General features: G+C 71.2%; 13 protein-coding genes. 10 read left to right on the top strand and 3 right to left on the bottom strand.

What is annotated here, in order from left to right:
* Window positions 1–232 precede the first annotated feature (232 nt).
* Window positions 233–1,072, top strand: coding sequence for a polysaccharide deacetylase family protein (locus ACFXGX_RS09230; protein WP_384786994.1), 840 nt, complete (start codon window positions 233–235; stop codon window positions 1,070–1,072).
* The gene (locus ACFXGX_RS09235; RefSeq protein ID WP_384786997.1) at window positions 1,072–2,271 is read left to right on the top strand and encodes a YncE family protein; all 1,200 of its coding nucleotides are present in this window, start codon (window positions 1,072–1,074) and stop codon (window positions 2,269–2,271) included. Before ACFXGX_RS09230 ends, ACFXGX_RS09235 begins: the two co-directional genes overlap by 1 nt.
* 22 nt (window positions 2,272–2,293) lie before the next feature.
* Here ACFXGX_RS09235 and ACFXGX_RS09240 read toward each other — a convergent pair whose 3' ends face one another.
* Window positions 2,294–2,929 (bottom strand): GNAT family N-acetyltransferase, encoded by a 636-nt coding sequence (locus ACFXGX_RS09240; protein WP_384787000.1) that lies wholly within the window; start codon window positions 2,927–2,929, stop codon window positions 2,294–2,296.
* A gap of 54 nt (window positions 2,930–2,983) precedes the next feature.
* On the opposite strand from ACFXGX_RS09240, the gene ACFXGX_RS09245 reads away from it, so the two are divergent.
* The 3 genes from ACFXGX_RS09245 to ACFXGX_RS09255 all read left to right on the top strand — a co-directional run bounded on the left by ACFXGX_RS09245 (window position 2,984) and on the right by ACFXGX_RS09255 (window position 5,030).
* Window positions 2,984–3,898, top strand: a complete 915-nt coding sequence (locus tag ACFXGX_RS09245) for a MerR family transcriptional regulator (protein WP_384787003.1) — start codon at window positions 2,984–2,986, stop codon at window positions 3,896–3,898.
* Between the two features lie 59 nt (window positions 3,899–3,957).
* Entirely contained in the window at window positions 3,958–4,170 is a 213-nt protein-coding gene (locus ACFXGX_RS09250) for an EF-hand domain-containing protein (protein WP_384787006.1), read from the top strand.
* 197 nt (window positions 4,171–4,367) lie between these two features.
* On the top strand, window positions 4,368–5,030 hold the full coding sequence (locus tag ACFXGX_RS09255) for an NADPH-dependent F420 reductase (RefSeq protein ID WP_384787266.1): 663 nt from the start codon (window positions 4,368–4,370) through the stop codon (window positions 5,028–5,030).
* A gap of 43 nt (window positions 5,031–5,073) precedes the next feature.
* On the opposite strand, the gene ACFXGX_RS09260 is transcribed toward ACFXGX_RS09255, so the two are convergent.
* Together ACFXGX_RS09260 and ACFXGX_RS09265 are read right to left on the bottom strand one after the other, a co-directional pair.
* The gene (locus ACFXGX_RS09260; protein WP_384787008.1) at window positions 5,074–6,249 is read right to left on the bottom strand and encodes a N(5)-(carboxyethyl)ornithine synthase; all 1,176 of its coding nucleotides are present in this window, start codon (window positions 6,247–6,249) and stop codon (window positions 5,074–5,076) included.
* Window positions 6,250–6,631: 382 nt separating this feature from the next.
* Window positions 6,632–7,189, bottom strand: a complete 558-nt coding sequence (locus ACFXGX_RS09265) for a glycoside hydrolase family 25 protein (RefSeq protein ID WP_384787011.1) — start codon at window positions 7,187–7,189, stop codon at window positions 6,632–6,634.
* 391 nt (window positions 7,190–7,580) lie between these two features.
* Here ACFXGX_RS09265 and ACFXGX_RS09270 point away from each other — a divergent pair, with 391 nt between their 5' ends.
* The 5 genes from ACFXGX_RS09270 (at window position 7,581) to ACFXGX_RS09290 (ending at window position 12,667) form a co-directional block, all read left to right on the top strand.
* Window positions 7,581–8,666, top strand: coding sequence for a hypothetical protein (locus tag ACFXGX_RS09270; protein ID WP_384787014.1), 1,086 nt, complete (start codon window positions 7,581–7,583; stop codon window positions 8,664–8,666).
* A 214-nt stretch (window positions 8,667–8,880) separates the two neighbouring features.
* Window positions 8,881–9,969, top strand: coding sequence for a hypothetical protein (locus tag ACFXGX_RS09275; RefSeq protein ID WP_384787017.1), 1,089 nt, complete (start codon window positions 8,881–8,883; stop codon window positions 9,967–9,969).
* Window positions 9,970–9,990: 21 nt separating this feature from the next.
* Window positions 9,991–10,719 carry a hypothetical protein gene (locus ACFXGX_RS09280; RefSeq protein ID WP_384787020.1) on the top strand — a complete coding sequence of 243 codons (729 nt, stop codon included), beginning with the start codon at window positions 9,991–9,993 and terminating at the stop codon, window positions 10,717–10,719.
* Window positions 10,720–10,730: 11 nt separating this feature from the next.
* Window positions 10,731–11,498 carry a hypothetical protein gene (locus tag ACFXGX_RS09285; RefSeq protein WP_384787023.1) on the top strand — a complete coding sequence of 256 codons (768 nt, stop codon included), beginning with the start codon at window positions 10,731–10,733 and terminating at the stop codon, window positions 11,496–11,498.
* A gap of 50 nt (window positions 11,499–11,548) precedes the next feature.
* Window positions 11,549–12,667 (top strand): M14 family metallopeptidase, encoded by a 1,119-nt coding sequence (locus tag ACFXGX_RS09290; RefSeq protein ID WP_384787025.1) that lies wholly within the window; start codon window positions 11,549–11,551, stop codon window positions 12,665–12,667.
* Window positions 12,668–12,782: the final 115 nt, after the last annotated feature.

A 12,782-nucleotide genomic window follows, 5' to 3' on the forward strand; every position in this document is an offset into this window, starting at 1 on the left:
GCCCGGGTCAATGGGTGGAGGTCGCATCGCCGACTATCGCAGACCCCGCCCACTGATCCAAAAGAGGGTCCGCGCTCCGCTCGCGGTCCTCCGCCCGGCCCGGGGCACCCGCTCCGCTCCCGGGTCCCGCCGTCCCCGTACGGCCCGAACGCGGATGCGGTGAAGCGACCCGCACCACCACCCGGCCGGACCAATCGCCGGTTTTTCGGCCGAATCGCCCTTAAATGGTCCGGTGACCACGCCCGCCGAAGACCACGCAGCACCCGCCCCGCCCCGGCGCGCTGCCCTGCTCACGGGACTCGCGCTCACGGCAGGAACCCTCGCCGCCGGAGCCGGCGCGGGCTGTTCCGCCCCGCGAGCAACCCACTCGCACCAGCCCACGACGCCTCCGGCCGCGCCCAGCGCCCCCGCCGCCACGGCGACCCGCCAGGCCGCCGCGCTCGCCCCCGCCCCCCGCCGCTATCCCGCCCAGCCCCCCGAAATCACCCATGGCCCCCGCACCCACCCCTCCCGAGTGGCTCTCACCTTCCACGGCCAGGGCGACCCCGCCGTCGCGAAGGCGCTTCTCGGCGAGGCGGAGAGGGCAGGCGCCCGGGTCACCGTCCTCGCCGTCGGCACCTGGCTGGACGAGCACCCGGACCTCGCCCGCCGCGTCCTCGACGGCGGCCACGACCTCGGCAACCACACGCTGAGCCACGTCGACATCAACGCCATGACGGCGGCGGAGGCGGCCGCGGAGATCCGCGGCTGCGCGGACCGTCTCAAGCGGCTCACCGGTTCGATCGGCACCTGGTTCCGGCCCTCCCGCAGCCCCCGGGCCTCCCCACTCGTCCAACGCCTCGCCCGCGACGCGGGCTACCCGCACACGCTCTCCTACGACGTCGACTCCCTCGACTACACCTCGCCGGGAGCAGCCGCCGTCGCCCGCAAGGTACTGGCCGAGGTCCGTCCCGGCTCCGTCGTGAGCCTGCACTTCGGATACGCCGGCACGGTCGCCGCCCTCCCCGCCCTTCTGCACGAACTCGACCGCCGCGGCCTCGGCGCGGTCACCACCACGGAGCTGCTGAGCTGATGCCGACACCACCCTCCTCCCCGCGCCGCGTGCTGACCGCCGGCGCCGCCCTCACCACGCTCGCCCTCCTCGCGGGGTGCGGCGGTTCCTCCCCGGACCACGCCGGCCAGGCCCACGGGACCACCAAAGCGGCCGTCCGCCCCGCCCCGGTGAAGAAACCGGCCGTCCAGGGCCTGCCCGGCATGCCCCCCTTGCTGGACCCGGCGGACGTCTACGCCGCCGACCGTCCGGGCCGGCTCTCCCCGGTGGTCAAGGACTACCCGTCCCGCGTCTACGTGCCCAACACCAACTCCAACACGGTCTCCGTCATCGACCCGAAGACGTACAAGGTCGTCGAGACGATCCCGGTCGGCAACCAGCCCCAGCACGTCGTCCCCTCCTGGGACCTGAAGACCCTGTGGGTCAACAACGACCGGGGCAACACCCTCACCCCCATCGACCCGAAGACCGGCAAGGCCGGAAAGCCGGTCGACGTGCACGACCCGTACAACCTCTACTTCACGCCCAACGGCAAGTACGCGATCGTGATGGCCTCCCTCGACCGCGAACTCGTCTTCCGCGACGCGCACACCATGAAGACCGTCAAGACGGAACCGGTGAGCTGCTACGGCGTCAACCACGCCGACTTCTCCCCGGACGGCCGCTACTTCATCGTGTCCTGCGAGTTCAGCGGCGAGCTCCTGAAGGTCGACACCGAGCGGATGAAGGTCATCGGCCAGCAGAGGCTCCCGTTCCACGGGGCCATGCCGCAGGACGTGAAGATCTCCCCGGACGGCAAGAGGTTCTACATCGCCGACATGATGGCCGACGGCGTGTGGATCCTCGACGGCGACAGGTTCACCCGGCCGACCCTGCTGCACACGGGCAAGGGCGCCCACGGCCTGTACGTCAGCCGGGACTCGCGCGAGATGTACATCTCCAACCGCGGCGAAGGCACCATCTCCATCTACGACTTCACACAGAACCGGCTCACCGAGAAGTGGCGCCTGCCCGGCGGCGGCAGCCCCGACATGGGCGGTGTCTCGGCGGACGGCAAGGTCCTGTGGCTCTCCGGCCGGTACAACTCCGAGGTGTACGCGATCGACACCGGCACGGGTGAACAGATCGCCCGCATCAAGGTCGGCAGCGGTCCGCACGGCCTCGCCGTCTACCCCCAGCCCGGCCGGTACTCGCTCGGCCACACCGGCATCTTCCGCTGATCCGCGACGGCGCTCCGCCCGCTCAGCGGGGCAGGAGCAGCGCCTCCGCGCCCACCGGCCGGTAACCCGCCGCCTGGAACGCCCGCAGACTGCGGGCGTTCCCCGTGGCCACCTGGGCCCAGACCGGCTCGCCGGCCAGGTGCCGCGCCGCCGCCGCGAGCGCCCGGCCCAGCCCCCGGTGCCGTACCCCCTCGTCCACCTCCAGCGCGACCTCAAGACGGCCCCCGACCCCTCGTCCGAGGACCAGGACCCCGCCGTCGGCGGCCCACGCCCGTACGTCGTCGCGTCGTCTGCGGGACCCCGCGATCCGGGGGTGGGCCAGGCCGTCGATCTCCGTCAGCACGAGGGCCGCGGGGCCCGGGAGCGGGGCGGCGACGGACAGCAGATCGACCGTGTCGGTCGCCCGCCCCGTCCGCTCCAGGAACGCGGCGAGGAAGCGCGGGTTCATGGCCGCCGCGAGCGCGTCGCAGTCCAGGGCCCCCAGCGCGGCGCGCACCCAGCCCTCGTCCTCGTCGGTGAAGACGACGGAGTGCGCGGTGAAGGCGAGGACACCGGCATCGCGGGGGCGGTGCTGGCGTACGACGGTGGTGGCGCCGTCGGGCGGCGGGAAGACTCCCCGGGCCGCGCGGTCCAGAATGTCGCGCAGAGTTCCGGGCATGACCGTCCCCCGCCGCTTGAGTCTCCACCCACTGGAAGGGCCAGACTCGCAGACATGATCGACGACGGCACCGGACTTCTCACCATCGGCGAGCTGTCCCGGAGCACCGGCCTGAGTGTCCGCACCATCCGCTACTGGTCGGACGAGGGCGCGCTGCCCCCGGTGGCCAGGTCGGCGGGCGGCTACCGGCTGTACGACGCCGGCTCCGTGGCCCGCCTGGAGCTGATCCGGACCCTGCGCGAACTCGGGCTGGGGCTCGGCGACGTCCGCGCGGTCCTGGCGGGCGAGCGGACGGTGGCGGAGGTCGCGGCCGCGCACGTGGCCGCGCTGGACGCGCAGATCCGGTCTCTGAAAGTGACCCGGGCGGTGCTGTCGACCGTGGCACGACGTGGTTCGAGCGCACAGGAGACGACACTCATGAACAAGCTGGCGCGGCTCTCGGCCGCCGAGCGCGGACGCATCGTGGACGACTTCATGGAGGAGACCTTCGGCGGTCTGGACACCGCCGACCCCGACATCCGTACCCGGCTGCGGTTCGGCGTCGGCGATCTGCCGGACGACCCGACACCCGAGCAGGTGGACGCCTGGGTGGAGCTGGCCGAGCTGATCCAGGACCGCGGCTTCCGCGCCCGGATGCGCGAGATGATCGAGTTCAACGCGGCGGACCGGGGGCCGGACGTGCCGCCGGGCACCTCCCTGTGGTTCATGAGCCGGCTGGTGCACCTCGCGGGCGAGGCGCTGGAGCGGGGCGTCGGCCCCGGAAGCCCGGAGGCGGACACGGTGCTGAGCGGCCTGCTCGGCGACGCGGACCGGGCCTCCGTGCCGGCCCGCCTGGAGTCCGCGGCCCATGCCGAGGTGGCCCGTTTCCGGGAGCTGAGCTCCGTGATGCGCGGCCTGGACCCGCTGTCGGCGCACCGTGAGGAGTTCGCCTGGGTACTCGCCGCACTGCGCGCTCACCCGGACCGTTAACCTGACCTCCGTACACAAGGCAGTAACGCACGCAGTGATGCACGACGAAGGGGCGGTCGGTGGCCGACATCGAGGAAGCACGCAAGCAGTTCGAGCGGATCGATTCGGACGGTGACGGGTTCATCACCGCGGCCGAGTTCAAGGCCGCGCTCGCCCAGGGCGGCGACTGGAACGTCACCGAGTCGGTGGCGGAGGCCGTCATCGCCACCCGCGACCTCAACGGCGACAAGGTCCTCTCGTTCGACGAGTTCTGGATCCACCTGAACAAGTGACCCGGAAAGGGGGGACCCGGCGCGGGTCCCCCCTTTGCGCGTCCCGGCGGCCCGCGACGGCCTTCCCGGAGCCCGATCACCCGGTCGCGTCTTCGCCCGTTCGCCCGTTCGCCGCGTCCGCGGAATAGGCCGCGCCGGACCGCAGTTGACGTCCCCCGACAGACGTATGCATGTGCATCGACTTCGGAGGGCATGTCATGAAGATCGGCATCATCGGCGCGGGCAACATCGGCGGCAACCTCACCCGGCGGCTCACCGCTGTCGGGCACGAGGTCTCCGTCGCCAACTCTCGTGGTCCCCAGACGCTGGGCGCGCTCGCCGAGGAGACCGGGGCGACCCCCGTCACGGTCGAGCAGGCGGCTCGGGGCGCGGACGTCGTGATCGTCACGATCCCGCTCAAGGCCGTGCCGAACCTGCCGGACGGCATCCTGGACGGAGCCGCCGAGGACGTCGCGGTCATCGACACCGGTAACTACTACCCCCAGCAGCGCGACGGCAGGATCACGGGGATCGAGGACGACGGCCTCACCGAGAGCCGCTGGACCGCCCGGCAGATCGGCCATACGGTCGTCAAGGCGTTCAACGGCACCTACGCCCAGGACATCCTCGACCGCGCCCGCCCGGCAGGCGACCCCGGCCGCATGGCCCTCCCGGTGGCCGGCGACGACGAGGCGGCGAAGCGGCGCGTACGCGACCTCATCGACGAGATCGGCTTCGACACGGTCGACGCCGGTGGCCTGGACGACTCCTGGCGCCAGCAGCCCGGCACCCCCGTCTACGGCCTCCAGGAAGGCCGCGACGCGGTGACGAAGGCGCTCGCGGAGGCGTCCCCGGAGCGCGCGCCGGACTTCCGCGGCTGAGCGGCCGGCCCGCCACTCACGCTCACCGGTCCGCCGCGCACGCTCACCCGACCGCGTGGCTCAGCGCGCCGACCGGGGTCTTCGGAGCGTGCGGGTAGACGGCGGACCGGTGCTGGAAAGAGAGGATCTTCGGGTTCTGGACGACTCCGTCACGGATCTCGATGGCCTTGCGGACCGTGATGTCGGCGTCCCACGCGGCGGGGCCGCTCATGACCTTGCGCAGGTAGGGGAGGAGCGCCTCGCTGATCTCCCAGGTGGCGGAGTTCCACAGATGGGACGGGCTGTGATCCACCGCGTAGTAGTGACAGCCCGCTCCGACGGTGGGCATGGGCTCGCCGAAGGTGGTCGGGCGGGCCCATGCGAAGCCCATTCCCTCGTCGCAGGCGACGTCGATGAAGAACGTCCCCGGCCGGAACAGGGCGAGTTCCTCGTCGGTGACGAACATGAGCGGCGCGTCGGTGTCCTGCAGGACGCAGTTGACGATGATGTCGAACCCGGCCAGGTACTCCGCCAGCGGTACGGGACCGGCCGGAGTCGCGGCCTGCAGCCGGGCGGGAGCGCCCGGCTCCTCCGCGAAGTGGCCCATCACGACCGAGGGCATCGGTGAGGCCACCGCCGCGGCGGCGCGCTGCGTGAGCACCGTGACGTCGGAGACCCCCATGGCGCCCAGGCCCGTGACCGCTCCGCGTGCCGTGGCGCCGAAACTGATGACCGCCGCGCGCAGGCGGCGCCCGTAGCTGCCGGTCAGCCCGCCGAGCTGCAGGGCGTGCAGCACCGAGCAGTAGCCCGCGAGCTCGTTGTTCTTGTGGAACACATGGACGCTGAAGGCGCCCGTGGAGGTCCAGTGGTTCATGGCTTCCCAGGCGATCAGCGTCAGCCGCCGGTCGATGCCGATCTGGGTCATCTTCTCGTCCTGCACGCAGTGCGGCCATCCCCACAGCACCTGGCCCGCGCGCAGTTCGGCGAGATCGTCGTGCAGGGGCTTGGGCAGCAGCAGGATGTCGCACTCGGCGACGAGTTCCTCGCGGGAGCGCAGCCCGGCGACGAGGGGACGCAGCGCGTCGTCGGCGACGCCGAAACGCCGGCCGTAGCCCCGTTCGAGGAAGATCCTCTCGCGTATGTCCGGGGCGATCCGGTCGAGGTGGCGGGGGTGCAGCGGCAGCCGGAACTCGTTTTCCTTGCGGGAGGAGGCGACTACTCCGAGACTCATCAGACTCATGTGGGGCGGCTCATTTCCTGCCGGACGTGAAGCGCTCCGGCCTTGCCGTTCCCCGAGGGCGACGCCGCGATGGATGGCGGCGTGCGAGGTGCGCTCGGTAAACCAACCGTACTCCGGTCCCGGACGGCGGCGGACCGCCGAGCGCTAGGTCGTGTCCGCAAAGTCTCGCCTGCCCGGCGACGCCTGGCACGCTCCCCCAAGCTCTTCGAGCAGGGGGGACCCCCACTCGCCGCACCGGCCCCAGACCCGAGTACATCCAGTACGCAGGCCTGGGGCCGGCACGCCGAGAGCACGCTCCCCCGAGCTCTCGGCTCCGCTCGAGCAGGGGGACCCCCATGACGCCGCCGGGCCCGCCCTCCGGACGGCGGCGGACCGCCGACCACTAGGCGCCGCCCGCCCACGCGCGCAGGGCGGTCTCGCTCTCGAAGTCCGCGACGTCCCGGTCCACCGGCTCGGAGGTGTACTGGTGGAAGCGCCACTTCGCCCGGATGCGCGGTTCGCCGGCGGTCACGTAGTCGGCGATCCACAGGCCGTCGCCGGCGTACGAGGTGGTGTCGACGTTCAGCCAGAAGTCCCGGTTCGTGTAGAGCACCACGCGGTTGTCCGGGCGGAGCTCCTTCACCCTGCGGATGAAGCGGTCCTTCTCCGCGTTGCTCGCGTGCGTGCCGTCACCGGTGGTCTCCCAGTCGACGGCCAGCAGGTCGCCCGCCCTCTCGGCGGCCTTGCTCACGAAGTAGGCGGCCTGGGCGGAGATGCTGCCGGGCCACAGGAAGTGGTAGAGGCCCACGACGCAGTCCGCGTCACGGGCGGTCCTCACCTGCGCGGTCAGTTTCGGATTGACGTAGGAGCGGCCTTCCGTCGCCTTGACGAAGACGAAGGAGAGGCCGGCGGTGCCGTACGCGGACGGCTGGTAGGCGCTGACGTCGATGCCTCGCAGCATGGGGGGAGCCTCCGTGCGTGGGGGGACGGGTCACCGGGGCGCTGCCCGGTGACCGTTGCCCGGCGGCCGCGGGGAACGGCCACCGCTGTCCAAGGGCGGTCCGTCGAGGGACAACTGCCTTTGTGGTTCCCGCACTTCGCCCCCTCCACGCTCGCACGTGTGACCGGCACCCCGCGCCGGTCCGCAGGCGCTCTCCCACGCCGGGCCGTCACCCGACGGGCCGGCCCCTCGGGCGGTCGAAGACGGCCGAAGAAAATACAGCACCGCGGGCAGGCTCCGACACGGGCGGAAGTACCAGTCGCGGAACAAAGTGCGGGGACCATCGTCCTATAGTCACCGGACCCCACGAACCGTCAAATTGGAGACCACGGCGAGAAAACGCGCAAAGGTCATGACGGGAGTGATCGTGTCCGCCCAGATAGCAATTGATCCCGGCCGCTTCAGCCAGTTCGGTGAAGCCACCGGAAGCACCTTCTGTCTGATCACGAATTCCGAGCTGGTGGATCGGATCGAAGTCGTCCAGACGGCACCGTACCGGGAATTCCTCACCATCACGCTGGACGCCGGCGACCGGTTCGAGGAAATCCTCGAGAAGAGGATCCCGGAACCCGCGCACGTACTCGTGGTCTCGCCCCACAGGTTCTTCGAATCACCGGACCCCGATCTCGTCGGGCAGCGGAAGATCATGGGAATGGCGTGCAACTCGACGCCGACCGGTCTCGACGAGATCCGGCACTTCCTCGGTGTGATGGAACGGACCTCGGCGGCCGAGCAGGCGGCGTTCTGCGACACCTTCTTCGAACTCGCCGAGGACTCCGACCAGCTCGTGTACGTCGACCCCGTGCACGGCACCCGCGCCACCCTCGACCATCTGCGCGAGGGCCTGGTGTGGAACCAGCAGGCGGGACCGCTGGACTGGGGCGACCAGCAGATCGTCCCCTCCGGCGAGATCAGCGTGCTGCCCGTCGAGATCAGGGAGTTCGACGAGGCGCTGAAGCTGCCCCTGGAGGGCGAGATCACGCTGCGCGGCTACCCGATCCTGCACAACGGCACCCCCTCCTTCTCCCGGACCGACCAGGCCCGCATCCACTCACAGCTCTGGGCGATGCACGACAACGCGATCAAGGCCACCGTCGAGGACGGCAGGATCACGCGCCTTCAGGCACTGGACGCGGGAGCGGCGCCGGCCGTCGCGATGCTGGAGCAGATGTTCGCCGTGGACTCCCGGTACCGGATCGTCTGGGAGATCGGCCACGCGCTCAACACCTCGCACGACATCCTGCCCGGCAACCACGCCATGAACGAGGTGTACGGCGGTACCGAGGGGTGCCTGCACTTCGGCCTCGGACTCACTCCGTACACCCAGTACCACCTGGACATCATCTCTCCCGACACCCGCGTGCTGACCAGCAATGGAGTCGCGGTGATCGGCCACCCGGACCACCCCACCGTGGAGAGGGTCGTGCCCCTCGCATAGCGGGTCACGACCGCCCGGCCGGGGTGAACGCAAGGAAATCAACTCAACAGGAGGTGACTCCCCATGAAGAAGATCAAGGTGCAGAAGAACCGCAACTACCTGGGCACGCTCCTGGGCTGAGTACCGACCCGCGGCGGGGCAGTGATCATGCCCCGTCGCGGGGTTCCCATTTCCTCTCGTGAGGTTCCCGTATTTCTCTTCCAGGGAGTGCTCCGTGCCACCGCTTGACATCACGACGAGCGACTTCGACCAGTTCGGCCGGCCGGCCGGGACATTCTGTCTGATCACGAGCGAACAGCACGGCGACCTCGTTTCCCTGCGTTCCGGCGACGGATATTCCCATGTGCTCCCGCTGACGCTTCCTCCCGGCACCCGTCTGGGCGAGCTGATCGAGCGGAGCGTCCCCGCGGACGCGCACGTGCTGGCGGTCTGCCCCGGGCGGTTCCTCGACTCGCCGACCGAGCGGGAGCTGGGCGGCCGCAAGCTGGCCGTGCTGCCGGCCGGATCCACGCCGCTGACCGACGAACACGTCCGCTACCTCCTGCGCACCGCCGCCCTCACCGACGTCGCCCGGCACGCCCAGGTGGCCGAGGAGTTCTTCGACCTGGTGGGCGACAGCGACCGGCTGACGATCGTCGACGACGTCTCCGGCACCGAGGCCGAGTTCGACCACACGGTCGGCGACTGCGTCTGGAACCAGCAGGCCGGGGTCCTGGAGGAGGGTGACCAGCAGATCTTCCCCTCGGGCAAACTGAGCGTGACCGCCGCCGAGATCACCACCTTCGAACCGGAGGCCCGGCTGCTCGGTCTCGACGGGGAACTGACCCTGCGCGGCTGGCCGATCGTCCACCGTCACCAGGACCCGGCCGACGGCGCCGACCAGCGGCGGCTGTTCGAAGCGCTCGCGCCGCTCGTCTCCAACGCCGTGACGCTGCGCGTCGCCGCCGGAAGCATCGAGAGCGTCACCCCGCAGACACCGGGGGCGACGTCGGCCGCCGTGGAGCTGGAGAAGCTGCTCACCGACGATCCGCGCTACCGCGTCATCTGGGAACTCGGCTTCGGGATCAACACCACCACGGAGATCATCCCGGCGAACTGCGGCCCGAACGAGGTGTACGGCGCCACCGGCGGTGTCGTGAACCTCGGACTGGGGATCACGCCGGCCACGCGCTTCGCCCTGGCCTTCCTCTGCCCCCGCAGCTCACTGGTGACATCGGACGGCACCGCCGTCCTCGGCGCACGCAAGGCGGTACGCCGCGGCCGGATGCAGCGCGTCTCCAGCGCGAGCTGCGGCTGCCACTGACCCCAAGGAGGGAAGCACGCCATGACGATCAACTCCGAACTGCGCAAGAAGGTCGACGCGGTCCTCGACACCTTCATCAAGGACTTCTACGAGACCGTCCCCTACGCCCAGCACCAGAAGAACGCCTCCGAGCTGAACCTCGACTACTACAAGCGGCACAACATCGAGACGATCCTGCGGCTGCGCCGCAAGCGGACCATCGACGCGCTGGCCATCAAGTACTTCACCAAGGTGGACCCCGTGCAGGCCAAGGCGTGGGCCCACTACACCGACGACGAGATGCTGCACGACCGGCTGTTCGCCGCCGACCTCGCCAAGGTCGGGGTCACCAAGGACCAGATCTACTCCACGGAACCCCTGCTCTCCACCAAACTCCTCACCGGATACCTCCAGTTCGGCATGGAGTTCGAGGACAGCCCGATGGCGCTGATCACCAGCGTGTACTTCGTCGAGTACGTCACCACGCGCACCCAGCCCGACTGGCTGGACAACCTGGGCGACGTCCTCGGCGAGGAGAACGTCAAGGGCGCCCGCGCGCACGTCAACACCGACCTCGACGACGACCACGACGACTTCGTGTGGCGCGTGCTGTCCACGCTGATCCACTCCGAGGACGACGAGCGGAAGGTCGTCGAGCACCTCCACAACGTCTACTGGCTGTGGAAGCTCTACTTCGTGGAACTGCACCAGCTCACCGTGCTCGGCAAGAGCGACGCCCAGATCCCGCTGCCCACCGCCTCCGAGGTCTGAGCGGGGCAGCGGTGGCCGACGACGACCGAGCCACACGGCCCGGCGGGCGGTCCGGGGTCGAGGTACTGGCCCTGCCGCCCGGCCGGGAGCTGCCGGGCGGGACCGAGAAATGGATCGTGGACGGTCTGGTCCTCGCCATGCCGGGACTCCACACCCGGCAGCTCTTCACCCTCCGCCGCGAGATGCTGACCGACGCCGAGTACGTCGTCGTCGGGGTGGACCGCGAACGCGACCGGGTCATCTCGCTGCTCACCTCGCGCTGGGCCGAGATCCCGTCGGGGCGGCCCTGCCTCCACATCATGATCCAGTTCGTGGGGGACGCGTACCGGGGTGCCACGGTCTTCAAGGAGAGCTGGGCGCTGCACTTCGCCCGGCTGCTCGCCGAGGGCCGTCCGTTCCCCGAGGTGATCGCCCTCAAGACGTACAACCCCGTGGTGCACTGCGCGATGGCGGCGTTCAGCGGCCATCCGGACATCGGCATGTACCCGGACCTCGCGGGCAAGGACGACAGCCAGAAGGCACTCGCGGCCGAGGTGGCCGCGGCGCTCGCCCCCCGGGCCGCGTTCGACCCGGCGCGCGGGGTCATCCCGGGCATCGGCCGTCCGCTCGACCTCTACCGGGAACGGCCGCTGAGCCATGTGCCCGAGGCCAACCGGTACTTCGCCGAGCACACGGAGCCGGGGGACCGGGTGCTGTGCCTGCTGAACGTGCCCACGCGGGCGGGGGCGCACGCGATCCTCACGGCCCTCGGGGTGCCGTTGCCCTCCGGGCGGAGCTGAGACCAGGCAGGCAGTCGGGCAGTCAGGCCCTCCAGGAACGCGAGGCAGCGATGGCGGACACATCGGACACATTTCCCCCCGACTACTCCCGGGCCCGGGCCGCCTTCCTGGGCGCCGCCGAGGAGGCGGGCGCGCGCCTGAGGACGTTCACCCTGCCGGGGCACCGCGGGCCCGACGGCGGCGAACTCTGCGTGGACACCGCATATCTGGGGCCGCCCGACCCGGCGAAGCTCCTGGTCACGGTCTCCGGGACCCATGGCATCGAGGGCTTCTGCGGTTCGGCCTGCCAGACCGGCATCCTGCTGGGGGAAGGCGTCGCGAAGGCCGCCGCCGGGCCCGGCACCGGTGTCCTGCTGGTCCACTCCCTCAACCCCTACGGCTTCGCGTACCTGCGGCGCGTCAACGAGGACAACGTCGACCTCAACCGGAACTTCGTCGACCACGCCGCCCCGCCGCACAACGACGCCTACGACGCCGTGCACCCCACCCTGGTGCCGGCGGACGCCGCCGCGTTCGTGCCCGGCGACCTGGTCGCGGAGCTCACCGCGCTCCGCGGCCGGCTCGGCGCGCAGCACCTCCAGGAGGCCGTGACCCGGGGCCAGTACCGCCACCCCGACGGGCTGTTCCACGGCGGACGTGCCCCGGTCTGGTCCCGGCGGGTGTTCGAGACGGTGGTCGCCGAGCAGATCGCCGGCGCCGGCCACGTCGGCTACATCGACCTGCACACCGGGCTCGGCGACCGCGGGGCCGGCGAGCCGATCTTCCGCGGCGGCCGGGACGCGGACGCCCACCAGCGGGCCCGCCGCTGGTACGGCGACGCGCTCACCGCCTCCGAGGAGGGCACGTCCTCCTCCACACCGATCGTCGGCAACACGGCGACCGCGGTGGCGGACGGCCTCGGTCCGGGCGGCCGGCTGACCGCGATCACCCTGGAGTTCGGCACCCAGCCGGGCCCCGAGGTGCTGGTGGCGCTGTGCGCCGACGCCTGGCTCCACCGGAACCGTCCGCCGGCCGACGCGGTCCGCTCCGGGCTCAAGCGGCTGATCCGCGACGCCTTCTGCCCGGCGGAGGACGCCCGTTGGCGTGAGCAGGTCCTCCAGCGGGCGCGCGAGGTCTTCGACCAGGCCCTCACCGGCCTCGCCGACGCCAAGCCGGGGGAGCCCGGCTGACCGGCCCGCGACCCCGCCCGTAACACCGTCGGGGGGGGCCCCCCGCCGGCGGGGCGGCGCCCCGGCCCCCCCCCCACCCCGGCCCCCGCGCCCCGCCCCGCGCGCCCCCCCCCCC

Origin of the sequence: Streptomyces sp. NPDC059371, assembly GCF_042751995.1 — a bacterium.
GTDB lineage: Bacteria > Actinomycetota > Actinomycetes > Streptomycetales > Streptomycetaceae > Streptomyces.

Coding starts and splice junctions, on each gene's coding strand:
- ACFXGX_RS09235 (WP_384786997.1), top strand. CDS start 1,072: ATGCCGACACCACCCTCCTCCCCGCGCCGCGTGCTGACCGCCGGCGCC.
- ACFXGX_RS09240 (WP_384787000.1), bottom strand. CDS start 2,929: ATGCCCGGAACTCTGCGCGACATTCTGGACCGCGCGGCCCGGGGAGTC.
- ACFXGX_RS09245 (WP_384787003.1), top strand. CDS start 2,984: ATGATCGACGACGGCACCGGACTTCTCACCATCGGCGAGCTGTCCCGG.
- ACFXGX_RS09255 (WP_384787266.1), top strand. CDS start 4,368: ATGAAGATCGGCATCATCGGCGCGGGCAACATCGGCGGCAACCTCACC.
- ACFXGX_RS09260 (WP_384787008.1), bottom strand. CDS start 6,249: ATGAGTCTGATGAGTCTCGGAGTAGTCGCCTCCTCCCGCAAGGAAAAC.
- ACFXGX_RS09265 (WP_384787011.1), bottom strand. CDS start 7,189: ATGCTGCGAGGCATCGACGTCAGCGCCTACCAGCCGTCCGCGTACGGC.
- ACFXGX_RS09270 (WP_384787014.1), top strand. CDS start 7,581: ATGACGGGAGTGATCGTGTCCGCCCAGATAGCAATTGATCCCGGCCGC.
- ACFXGX_RS09280 (WP_384787020.1), top strand. CDS start 9,991: ATGACGATCAACTCCGAACTGCGCAAGAAGGTCGACGCGGTCCTCGAC.
- ACFXGX_RS09290 (WP_384787025.1), top strand. CDS start 11,549: ATGGCGGACACATCGGACACATTTCCCCCCGACTACTCCCGGGCCCGG.